This is a genomic window from Sphingorhabdus sp. (assembly GCF_046154385.1).
Classification (GTDB): Bacteria; Pseudomonadota; Alphaproteobacteria; order Sphingomonadales; family Sphingomonadaceae; genus Sphingorhabdus_B.
Genome location: NZ_JBJXFW010000038.1, coordinates 1 through 12,144 on the forward strand (window position 1 = coordinate 1; position 12,144 = coordinate 12,144).

The following is a 12,144-nucleotide window of genomic DNA, read 5'->3' on the forward strand; positions in this document are numbered from 1 at the left end:
TGTCATTTCCAGCTTGACCGATGATGTTGTCGTCGTCTGGTGTGCCGACAATAGTGTCGTCACCGTTGGTTGGAGTAGTTGTCATCTTCTTATTTCCTTGTCTAAAAAGTCGGAAAAATGTTTGAGCTTGTTTAATAAGTCAAATAAATATTCGCAACGCCACAGTACTGGCGCGTCATTTGTAAAATTATTAGCGGACCCTGTTGCGACTTCACCTATGCGGAGATAGCTCAGGAATTTGTTAACCAGAAATTCGTTACACCTGCGTGACAGTAGATAGAGCTTGCACATATAAGTTGTGCAATGCTTGCAATCTGCTTTCCGGTAATGTGATCTGCTGCAATGTATCTGTAGAAGTTGTTGAAATATTATCAGATATAATTTTATTATACTTGTGGGAGGTGAGCGGATCCCCGGCGCCGTGACCTAATCCATTTCTGGGTTGCTGATAATTATTTGTGAGTTGAGGCGATAGGCCGATCATTTCGGAAATTTTGACCAGATTTTTTTCGGGGTCTGTCTTCAATTGTTCGAAAGATATACCAATCCGATGCATAGATGGGAATTTTTCCCAATTAGCCAGTAACGAGCACATGCGCTCTTCATAATAATCAGATACCAAAACGTCGTTGGAATACTCATTTGAACCAATAGACGAAAATAAAGTCCGGATGGATTGAATTGTTTTGATGGGTTCGCGTATCATGAACATTGCGCGACTTTCAAAGAAGTCGGTACTATTGTGTGAATCATATCGCGAGTGAAGTATTTTATCAAACAAATACGTCGAACTTTGACGATAGGAATTTCTTTTAGTTTGATTCAAGATAAGCAAACCAATATCTGATCTACTTTTGTAGCTGATATGGGCTTCGCCATAGCCGCTAATTTGCGGATGGCTGCATAATATATGCGAAAGCGCCGTTGACCCGCAGCGCATATGACCTAGTATGAATATTGTTCGATCAAAGCGACATTTGGGGTGGATGAGAGCCGTTGCTCGGCCCGCTAATTGTTTAATCATGGCGTCGCCCGGCTAGGTTTGGGTTCGGGCAAATGACCTAAGCTGCCGATCGCGGTCAAAATCCGGGTTCTTACAATGAACGCCCCAATGGCCGATCCCACGGCTGCTGCGAACAGCCCCCATATGACTGCCTGTTCTCGCGACAAATGGGGGAGCATCTGATCGAGGAACGAAAGTGCCAAAAAGGTCCCAATCACCGGAGGGGCGCTGGTTTTTACCATGTCAAAGATAGCCTCGGTACCTGCCTTTGATAACTTCAGAACCATAAATCCGTATATCAGGCTCATGGTTGCTGTCGCGCAACCGACTGCAATCGCTACATTTTGCGGACCGAATGGCGCAAAAAACCACGACAATCCTATGACGGCCGCCGCGACGCCTATTTGGACGCGCAACATTTGTTTCTGGCGGTCATGACAAACCAAAAATGACGTGGTGACGGCGTCGAGCAACATGAATGATTTAATCGCGCAAAAGCTAACCACAATAGGTACGGCAGGAGTCCACTTTTCCCCAAGTGCCAAAGGAACGAGATCGTCGGCGAGAAAGCCCAGAGTTAAAAGGCCTGCCCATCCAATGGCTCCGACCCCTGAGAGCATTGTCAGCCAAGAGGTGCCCAAGCTCTTCTCCTGAACCAGCCGCGCCGACAGATTTGTTTGGGAAATTTTTTGTAAAGGTTGAGCGAACAGATCCGTCAGTGTCGACACAATCCGGCTTGATGCCCGATACAATCCGGTTGCGGCTGGCGACAGCAATATACCTAAAACTAAATCAGCCCCATAAGTTGAAGTAAAATTCAACAGCACGGCATAATAGCGCTCTTTTGACCACAAGAATACGTCGCGAACTTGCACCCATCCTCTCCCAAGGGTCGGCCGCTGTGTTGTGCCGATGGCATATAGTGCAAGTAAAATGAGAAGCCGCGCGTAGGTTTGAGCGACAAGTGACACAACGCCATATCCTTTAATCAGCAAAAACACAGCCAAGGCTGCGCCGATGCAGTCACCGATTAAAGTACTTAAGTAATAGCGCCGGACACGTAAATCGCGGAGCAATACGGCTTCATACCAAGCTGTAACCGCAACTAAAAAAATTGAGGGAGCCAATAATGCAATAAGTCGGCTGACATCATAAATGTCAAATATCCGGAATGCGACAAAATACACCAGAGTAAGCAAGCATGAAATTACCGAGGCCAGGATGATGTTGGCCCGAAGGCATGTTGCATATAAAGTGGGGGTTAGCCGTGTTTTCAACAGATACTCATAAGGCCCAACGTAAAATAGCGCGCGCGCCACGATCAGGAAAAGCGAGGCTAAAGCATAAGAACCAAATTCTTCAATTGAGAGTTGGCGCGTGGCCACGATCGTCACGCCAAATAAAAGAAACTGCACCGTCGCACGGGAGAGAAAACCTATTCCCCCGCTCACTATGCCTTCTTTGTTTGAAGCCATGAAAGGTCGCCTAAAGTTTTAATATACGCTGTGGATGGAGGCGCCCGGCACATAGATCGAAAAATGCAACAGCATTGCCTTGCAAACGACCAAATCGATCGACATGGGGCTCGGGGTAAAAGCTTCGGGCCAGATTTGCTATAAAATTTCGGCTCATAAGTCGCCAGGCAAGTTTGGGAGGAATCGTCTTTTTGTGCAACAAGTAGACTGGGTTGGCGATTTGCGAATATCCTAGCCGTTTCCCCGAAGTGCGCCCACCCTTCATACCCAGGTGCACTCCGGTCAGCAGGTTGGTATAAATCAAGATGCCATTGCGTCCCAGCTGGAACGAGAAGTCCACATCCTCTTGCCAACCGTAAAGCGGCAAGGTCTCGTCAAACCAGATATTCTCCGCCGCCGCCATCCGCACGCACAGATTGCAGCCATAAAGGGCAGGGAGTGACCGTTCTTGAATGATGTCAGCTGGTCGGTGCGCGTCAACCATAGCCACGCCTTGCTCAAACGATATCCCTGCGCTTTTTATGCCATCTGCAAGCAGCTTACCGGTCGCACCAACTAAATTGGGTCGTAGGGCAAACACCTCTACCAGTGCCTCAAGATAATTATGTGCAGGAACAAAATCGTCATCGAAGAACACGACAATGTCTGCCCTTCCGGCGATATGGCGAAGCCCCGCATTCCGCTGTCTTGGCAAGCCCTTTTCAGCGAAGATAATCTCAACCGGCAAAGATGCTTTCTGCTCCAGATCGCCAACATCGCTATCCGTTGACGCACAGATGACAATGCCATCTGGCGGGCGGGTTTGCTTGGCAAGTTGGTTCACCGTATGTTGCAAAAGATCAGCACGCCCTACAGTCGCGACAATTACAAAGACCCGCACTTTATTATGCCCCATTTTTCGAATCGGATTATCGTTTTGCCGATTGTTGTTACAAAACCGCGTCTGGGAGGCCGATTTCGGACGAGTGGAGTTCACGATTTGGAATGGTCGTCGGCGTTCGCCGCAGCGCCAATGCAAACCCGCAGAAAAATCCCCAGATAAAACCGGGATCGGGCGAGGCGGCGGAAAATGTCGCCGGTATTAGCATTACCAAAGCTGCCCATGAAGCCGCCACACCGGTCGCCTGGCGCGCATTGTCGACCCGGAGATAGCTTGATCTGTAATGCGGTTTGAAAACGCGTAACAAGTGCACGAATATGGCCGTACACCCGATTAGTCCGGTTGATCCTATGATCGCAGTAACAATACTTGATGAACGAAAACTACCCGGGCCGACACCAAGCCCGCCGGTGGCCCAAAAGGCGTCTATGCCTTGTTTCGCCCAAAAGCTGCGTTGTAACGCAGACGCACTGGATGCTTTGTCGACCGTAAATTTAGATACAAAATCAGCAAATGAGCTTGCTGCTTCGGGGCTGAATGCCAATAAAGCAAGAACGGCAGCAAGGCCAACCATTCCGCCCGAGATTAAGACAAGTGCTTTGCGCATAGATACAGAACCAGGAAAAAAGAGCATCCGAAGCGCGATGATCAATCCATATGCGAAAAGGCCGATATAGGCGGTGGTTGATGTAGATATCAGCAAGGCAATTGTGAGAAGTGCCGCTCCACGCCCCGTCCATCTTGGCTCGACATTGCGAAGCCACAATTCCGTTGTGAACACCAACCATGCAAAACCATAAGCCGCAAAGACCGCAGGTTCCGGCCATATTCCGTTCATTCTGACGAAACCGTCAAATGTTTGGTCCAACTGGGCGTAAAAGCCGTTGCGGAAAAATTTGAGAACGGAGACCCATGCGGTTCCTGCCAAAACAACACTCGATAGCCCGAGCAATGCATGTATCCCGCACACTGTCGCAGTCGTTCGGGCGATTGCGATTTCCGATTTTTGCGCCTGGCTGGCGATATGGCCAGTAAGTGCTGCGATCAGCGTTGATAAAAGATACACCGCAGAGGTAATATTCTGACTGCTAAAACTCAGCGGAAATGCGGCAAAGATATATCCGTTGGGAATGGGTCTAAGCGGTGTGACGTTAATTGCACCTGCGAAAATGTTGGGCAGAATGAATGCGCCTGCAATTCCATAGAGAATGAAAATGGCTAGAAATGATAGATCTTGTGCCGCGAGCTGAAATTTCTGCGCCTGACCCGGCCCGGGGAGCGCGGCTTTCAAAAATAGAAAACCCAAGGCAAAAATTGCCGGCTGTATTGTTGAGCCCCCCAATGCGGTCAGGATAATGGCTGCGGAACCCCCCATCAGGGAAAACAACAGGGTCATCCGCAGCATCGCCGTCATGCTTGCGCGCCATAGAAGAATGAGCGCTATTCCAGCGACTAGTACTCCGAAATGTGTGGGAAGCATTTTAGCAGTCCGCGATATCGAGGGCCGAAAGAGAAATCCTGAACCGATACGCCATCCGGTCGCCTCCGGCGTTTGCATTCGGACTTAAGACCAAATCGACATTGTCACCGACCTGTAGCCTTAATGGCACATGAGCAGCCCGCTTGCCCGATAATATTCCGACAGGCCCGGACCAAATCTGTTTGCCGTTATGTTGAATGGCAGCGGTGACTCCGTCCCCGAATTTGCCGAGTGGGGCAAGACAAAATGACGCTATAGCCGCAGTCGATCGATCTGCTGTATAACGCACCAGCGAGCTATATTTTCCCGATGGCCCGATACCCGCCGGGTTTACAATCATTTGCGGAACGGCTTTGTTGCCCAGATAGCTGGTCCATTTCCAATCTATTGGTGACAATGGTATAAGCGCTCCGGATTTATTCCGGGCAAACCATGAAAGCGGCGCGTTTGGAAAACCATATTGGCTGTCTGCAAGAATTTCGGCGTTTCCAAATTGCAGAGTTGTCGTGCCTTCAACAATCACAGGCGTTTCAGATACTTCGCTCATGTTTGGAATCATGTTGCCCTCGGCATCCCGAAAACGTGCGTTGGGGCCTACGCTGATTGTGCGGCGTGTTCCCCATATGATATGGGTGGTCGGCCCATATCGAAAATGGAATAGTGCCGGATCTGCATGATCGATCCGGCGCGCCAATCCTTTGGGAACGAGGTGATTGGCCGCATAAGAAAACGCCCTCGATCCCGGTTTTTCCGCACCCTTTAATGTAAGCAGGCCCATGGTCGGAAACCAAATCTGGTCAATCAGGGCATACCAGTAGATATCCTTCACGCCGGCGCTCTGCATCAAAGACAACATCTTAAGAAAGAAAATGGAGGCATCGGCCGGTTGAACAAAATCGCGGCTGAATTCTGTGACCCAAATCGGACGCAGCTTTCCGGCTTCCTGCATCGCGTCTTTCAGCCGTCCAATTTCCCAGTCAACAGCTTCCGGATCCCTGCGATAAGGGTGGATCGCAACGCCATCCATGAAATCGAGCGCGCCGGCCGCGAACAGCGATTTTAAAAAGCCTGTTCCGATCGCGTTCGTTGAACCGCCGAGAATGGCAATGTCGGGATGGCTTGGCTTTACACGCTGAAATACGGCTTTCAAAAGTGCGGTATGCGATGCGGCGCGCGCCGTCGCTGCAGGGCCTGTCATGCCTCCGCTACCATTGATTTCATTGCCCACTTCAATTGCAACTACGCAGCCTGGATAACGATCCGCAATTGCCTTGATATAATTGGCATAAGCCAATTGTGCGCCGGGTGAATGCGCGGTCAATTTGCTGTCGTACAGGGGATTGCGCGGTTCTATTCCGAGCAATACCGTCATGCCCGCCGCGCATGCCGACGTAATATGCTGCGTCTTTTTGATCGAAAAATCATATACGCCCGGACTTTTTTCAATGTCCGGCCAATGGAGTGAGTCCCGGATTGTCCCGACGCCGATAAACGTGGCGCGATCGATCAGCGAAATGGGCCAGCCTTGGCTGAAATGTGTCGTTACCCCGATGCGGTTCGGATTATTTTGCGCCTGCACACCCGGAACCTGCGCGCTCGCCGACACGATCAGGGTTAGAAATAATATGGCGCGCCAGAATATCATCCGCCGGCCTTTTTCAGGGCCGCGATGAATCCCCGGTCGAAATTGTCGGGCGAGAAACGGGACGCATTTTTGATTGCGGCGTCAGGATCGAAGTGGGGCAGCCACGCTTCGAAATGATGCAGCGCCTCCATTATCGATTCTGCGCTCTGCTCTTGAAAGAACAAGCCGGTTTCTTCTGGAATAATAGAGTCATTTATTCCTCCGCGTCCAAACGCAATAACGGGCCGTCCGCTGGCGTTTGCTTCAACAGGTACAATGCCGAAATCTTCTTCCGCCGCAAACACCAATGCCTTGCAATTGGCATAAGCGTGTTTCAATTTCGCGAAATCCAGCCGCCGTTTTACGGTTATGTTGGGACCTGCGCGTTTTTCTATCATAGCCGCCATGTCGCCATCGCCGACCATCATCAAGGGCAACCCAAGGCGATTAAATGCATCGACGACAATATCGGGTCTTTTATATGCAATCATCTGCCCAACCCACAGATATTGCTCGCTGACATCGTTCGAAATACCGAATTCTTGCGTCGCGACCGGCGGATGCACCACATCTGCGTCGCGTCGCCAAGCTCTTGCTATACGATGTTTTATGAAATTCGAATTGGCGACAAAGTGATCGACGCGCGCTGATGACGTTGTATCCCACTGCCGCAAATAGTTGAACACCGGCGGCATCAAAAATTTGGTCAGTCGGCCGGCCGAGCTGCGATAGTCATGATAGTGATCCCACAAATAGCGCATGGGAGAGTGGGTATAGCAGATATGCAAGGCGTCCGGCGCGGCGATCACGCCTTTGGCCGGTCCTGACTCGCTGCTGATCACCAGATCATAACCGCGAAGATTCAGCTCCTCCAACGCCATCGGCATAAACGGAAGATATTTCTGATAATGACGACGCGAACCCGGAAGCCGTTGAATAAAGCTAGTGTAAACCGGACGGGCGCGGATCACCTCCGACATTGCTTCAGGAACATAGACATGGGTAAAAATGTCTGCCTGCGGAAAGAGATGCAGTAATCTTTCGAGCACTCTTTCTCCGCCTCGCATCCCTACGAGCCAATAATGAATAATCGCAACCCGGCGATGTTTAGCGACGTCGGTAGTAATTTTTATATTTGTCATAATAAAATGCCGCATCGCCATCGCCAAATTTGACCTGCTTTTTCATGTCAATCTGGTTGAGCGTGATCCCGATGTCATTGATGATATGGAGAGGTAGCAACTTTAACGCGGCACGAACCGCCGTGTCCGATGTTTTACGCCAAAGCGTCGTGATAATGACATTGTCGACCAACGACACAATTTCGCGTGTTTCAGCGACCGGTAAAACCGGAGCCAGATCAAGGACAATAAGTGAAAAATGCTCCCGCAGAACGGCAATCAATTTATGAAAATTGCCCTTTTCAAGCAATCGTTCACTATCCGAGAATGAATTGGTAATGGGAAGGATCATCGCATTGCTATCGGGATCTTTAAACATGGCATCGCCCAGCTTGGCCTCACCGTGGATCATCTCACGCAGGCCGGGGCGGGATTTTCCAGCATTAAAACGCTTGCTTAACGTGCACCGGACGAGATCGCAGTCAATCACGATAACCGATTCACCGGCAAGGGCGGCGGCGCGCGTAATAGAAGCAGCGAGCGATGTCTTGCCTTCGCCGGGCAGGGCAGACGTTATGGCAAGGACGTGGCTGCGGTTCGCATTACTTTGCCGGGTCGATGCGAGCAAACCGCGAACCGATTCCGCATATGCTGACCCCGGATCGGTAATGAATGACTGTGCCGGGTCGCTTCCTTCCACATTGACGGATGAGAGTGAGGGAATGCCGCCCAGATATCGGATACCAAGCCGCCCTTCGACTTCATCACCTGTGGTCAGACCGGAATATGCGGTTTCAGCGGCTATCGCGGATCCCGCACCCAACAACGTCCCGATTACCAGCCCAAGTGCGAGATTCAGGATCATGTTCGGGCTGGACGGGCGCTCTGGTATTTTTGCTGAAGAAAGTAATCTTGCTTCGGGCCGTTCGGTTCCCGATTGTGCCAGCACCTCCCGATAACGGCTCAAATAGCTTTCATACAGGGTTTGAGAAGCTTGCGCCTTGCGGTTCAAATCATCCAGACCGACCAGTGCGATGTTGTTCGCGGCAAGCGCGGCGCGCGCGGAACTGAGATTTCCTTGCAATGATCCAACCTGTTGAGAGGTCGCGGATGCGCTGGAGGCAAGTCCCGTATTGATTCCCGTCCTAACGCGATCGATTTCAGCTGAAATTTGGCCATCTATATCGGCCAATTCGCGCCGTGCAGTCGCAAGATCGGGATGATCATCTAGATAACGCCCCGAAAGGTCGGCAATTTTAACGCTAATCGTCGCACGTTGCGCGCGAAGCGATTGTATGACCGGCGAATTGACCGCGGCTGCAATCCCCGCACCGCCAGAATTGTTCGCCCGCCCGCGGTCTGCGGCGGCCGCGGCGCGTGCGGTTGCGAGTTGTTGACCATAAGCTGCGGCTTCTTGTTCTGTGAGTTGCGTTGCCTGTGCACTCAATAAATTGTTGCGAACGCGAAAGTCTTGCACGGCACCAAAATCGCTTTGGGCTTGTGAACGCAATTCTTCGATCCGGGTTCGCAACAGTGCGAGTGTTTTTTCATTTTCCGCACGTTTGGTCCGCACCGCACTTTCCGAATAGCTGGCCGCAAAAGCATTTGCGATTTGGGCGGACCGTTTCGGATCAGGGTTCGTATAGGTGATGCGAATTGCATAGGCCGTTTCCATGCGATCCGCCTTCAACGCGGCGAGCATTGCATCGGCGAGCCGTCGTTTCAGATTGTCCGCCGGTAGCGCAGGTGGCTCTATACCTACCAGACCTTTGATCGAAGCAGTGATGCCACTCCCGCCTGTAACAGATTCGACAAAATTGCTGTCTTTTTCCAACGCAAGACGATCAATAACCTGCATCGCCATTTCCTGCGATTTTATGATCTTCAATTCGGTGTCGACCTCTTCAGATCGTTTTGGGCTTTCGCTTTGTACTTCACTGGAATCAGGAACAATTTCGCCAGAGAATTTGTTCATAACGACATCGACCGTCGCCTGATATAATTTCGGCTGTTTCAATGTGAACAAAAACGCCAGCAGAACAGCTGCGCCGACGATCGTTGCAAAAAGACGAAAACGCCGACGAAAAATGCTTAAAAGAAGCCGAAGGTCGAGCCGGTCCGCGGTCGAGGTGTTTATGGGTGCGCCAGGTAAACCCGCCGGAGCAGGTCGAACCGTCAATTCATTGCCCAGATAGCGATCAGGTAGGTTCATTTTGTCCACCCGCTTTTATATCGAGGCGCGAAGCCAAAGCCCCGCCTCGAAACCGCTGCCACCACTTAGCTGCTGTGGGTTGTTGGAAGACCGGTCGCGCATTCTTGAAAATAGCCCGCCGGTTAGTCGATTGTTAAAGATATAGCGTCCTTCCAGACCGATTAAAGTAGCCACCGCGTTGGTATCGATTTCACGATAATTTTCGTCCGAGCGCGCTGCCGTTAAGACAATATCAAAATTACGGCGGACTTCATAAAAAAGCTGAAGCGACGTCGTATCGACGACAATTCCTGCGACGGTCGGAACGCCGCTGTTGACAATTTTCCGTCCGCTCATGACGGAAAGGCTCATCAACGGCTTTGGATACCAGTCGACTTTCGCCTGCCAAACGGGGCCGCTAAAATCCTTGTATACATCCGATATATAATCACGGGTCACATATCCTGCGGATATTTCTGCGCTGACGAGCTTGCTTAATTCGGTGCGGATACCGGCAATGGCCTGGCCGCCCTTGGAACTTTGGTCGCAGCAGCTTGGTGCGTCGGGGCTATCGGCTTTGTTGTAGGTGCCGGTCGCGAAAAGAATGCCGCCATTTGGAAGGGCATATTCCGATTTGAGTGCAAAAGACACCGCGTTGCTTGCACGAAATTGCTGATCTTCTATCCGGCCATTTTCCAATTTAATGTCCGCATAATCGCGTTTGGTTGCTGTTATCGCTGCCGTGAGACGCAAAGCACCGGTTTCAGCCCGTGCCGCAATTTGCGCCTCGAATTGCTTGTATTCGGCAGGACTTCCCTCGGTGATAGACTCGCCCGCCTGACCACGGGGTTCGATTTTTTTGTCAAAAGCAACGCGCGTAAACACCGACGCCTTTCGAGCCACGGCAAGTCGGCCGTTGGCTTCGATTCCAAATGTTTCGCTGTTTTGGCTGTTTATCGATGCAAATCGCGCAACGGCAGCCTGTGCCCTTACGACATAACTTGCTTGTTCTGTCCCGCCTGCGGCATTTATCGCTGGCGTAATGACGACGAACACAGATCCGCGTTTCTGGGTCGCGCGGTTCAATACATTGCTGTCGCTTTCGACCTTTACGGTCAATGACGGTTGAATTTGAATGCCGCCTGTTGTTATGCCTTCGGATGCCAAGCCTGCCTGTTGTCTCGAACCTGCAACATTGCTGCGTAAAAGGGGGCCTGACGGTTCGGATTGGAAAGGTTCGCGCGTTTGTGCAAACGCAGTTCCAGAAACAAAGATCGTCGCCATAAGGGTAAGGCGAAAGAGAATCATGACGTCCCGTGCTAGAAAAATGGTCGCGGCTAGCTCGACGTCGCTAGAACAAGTATTTGTTGCATGTTGATGACATGCGCGAACTGATTTTTTTTACATTGGCTAATCATTTGCCGCGATTGCGTGCATCTGACCGAATACGGCACATATTATCCGCTTTGGCCGGAATTAAAATTGAAGGAAGGGCTCTGTTATGGGGGCCTTTGGCAATCCGTCCTATTGGTGGGTGAAGAATATATCGATTGGGCGCGATACCTTTATCAACGGTAATCCTCGATTTGGCGTGCCAAGCGCGCGAATATTTCGAAACAGTCCGTCGCGGACTGATTTTTATATAAGGTCAGGTCAGGAGCGACACCATCATGCCTATGATGGCTAAAAATGATGTCTGGATAGGGTCGGACGCCATTATAACGGGTGGTGTTCCCGCAAAGCTGATCAAAATAATCGAACCCCAATCGGTTTGACGCAAAATATGACGAATTTCATTTTACTGTCATAGCGTCGCGGCATGGCCGCCACATGCGAACCATGATCATGACATTGCCGATAGCGTTTGCTCTCATGCAAACGCCCGTAACCGCCGAAACACGTGCACCGATTGAAATGCTGCCCGCAAGGACGCTTCAATGCACCTTGGCCCGCGCGCTCAATCTGGACCCTTCGCGTGCCCAGTCTCGCGATGAAATTCAGTATGAGGGATCCTATCCCTTTTCATTGCATCTGCCCTCGATAGCAAAGCGTCAGACACCGCCGCCCGATCCAACGTCGGAGCCAGAGCCTGTTGATCCTGCGACGGCCATAACCAGTGATCCGGCCGGTTTGGCCAATGACGGGAAGCCGGCATTTGATCGCGTGATCGATCTTTGGCCGGTGCGCGTGGAAATGGCGCGCGCCATTAGCCCCCAATTGTCGCGGATCATTATTATCAGTGATATCGATATATCCAAAAGCACAGCCAACTTGTTCATGGCACCTGCTGCCGATGCCGCGTCAATGGACATGGACAAAGTGTATCTCGGATCCTGCCGCATCACGAGTTAGGGTGTAATCCTGGCTACC

General features: G+C 51.1%; 10 protein-coding genes. 1 reads left to right on the forward strand and 9 read right to left on the reverse strand.

What is annotated here, in order from left to right; translation table 11 throughout:
* The 9 genes from ACKVOS_RS06935 to ACKVOS_RS06975 form a co-directional block, all read right to left on the reverse strand.
* A partial coding sequence (locus ACKVOS_RS06935) for a hypothetical protein (RefSeq protein WP_409211333.1) occupies positions 1-85 on the reverse strand: 85 nt, incomplete at its 3' end.
* Between the two features lie 171 nt (positions 86-256).
* Positions 257-1,024: a sulfotransferase family protein gene (locus ACKVOS_RS06940; RefSeq protein WP_409211285.1), complete on the reverse strand. Its 768-nt coding sequence runs from the start codon at positions 1,022-1,024 to the stop codon at positions 257-259.
* Positions 1,021-2,478 (reverse strand): oligosaccharide flippase family protein, encoded by a 1,458-nt coding sequence (locus ACKVOS_RS06945; protein WP_409211286.1) that lies wholly within the window; start codon positions 2,476-2,478, stop codon positions 1,021-1,023. The genes ACKVOS_RS06940 and ACKVOS_RS06945 overlap by 4 nt, the downstream gene beginning before the upstream one ends.
* 10 nt (positions 2,479-2,488) lie before the next feature.
* Positions 2,489-3,373, reverse strand: coding sequence for a glycosyltransferase family 2 protein (locus ACKVOS_RS06950; protein WP_409211287.1), 885 nt, complete (start codon positions 3,371-3,373; stop codon positions 2,489-2,491).
* A gap of 34 nt (positions 3,374-3,407) precedes the next feature.
* Entirely contained in the window at positions 3,408-4,772 is a 1,365-nt protein-coding gene (locus tag ACKVOS_RS06955; protein WP_409211288.1) for a hypothetical protein, read from the reverse strand.
* A 67-nt stretch (positions 4,773-4,839) separates the two neighbouring features.
* The gene (locus ACKVOS_RS06960; RefSeq protein WP_409211289.1) at positions 4,840-6,483 is read right to left on the reverse strand and encodes a hypothetical protein; all 1,644 of its coding nucleotides are present in this window, start codon (positions 6,481-6,483) and stop codon (positions 4,840-4,842) included.
* Entirely contained in the window at positions 6,480-7,625 is a 1,146-nt protein-coding gene (locus ACKVOS_RS06965; RefSeq protein WP_409211290.1) for a glycosyltransferase, read from the reverse strand. The genes ACKVOS_RS06960 and ACKVOS_RS06965 overlap by 4 nt, the downstream gene beginning before the upstream one ends.
* Positions 7,570-9,795: a GumC family protein gene (locus ACKVOS_RS06970; protein ID WP_409211291.1), complete on the reverse strand. Its 2,226-nt coding sequence runs from the start codon at positions 9,793-9,795 to the stop codon at positions 7,570-7,572. The genes ACKVOS_RS06965 and ACKVOS_RS06970 overlap by 56 nt, the downstream gene beginning before the upstream one ends.
* A gap of 15 nt (positions 9,796-9,810) precedes the next feature.
* Entirely contained in the window at positions 9,811-11,058 is a 1,248-nt protein-coding gene (locus ACKVOS_RS06975) for an outer membrane beta-barrel protein (RefSeq protein ID WP_409211292.1), read from the reverse strand.
* A gap of 546 nt (positions 11,059-11,604) precedes the next feature.
* Between ACKVOS_RS06975 and ACKVOS_RS06980 the strand changes: the two genes are divergently transcribed.
* Complete coding sequence (locus tag ACKVOS_RS06980; protein WP_409211293.1) at positions 11,605-12,126, forward strand: hypothetical protein; 522 nt, start codon at positions 11,605-11,607, stop codon at positions 12,124-12,126.
* The last annotated feature ends 18 nt before the right edge of the window (positions 12,127-12,144 follow it).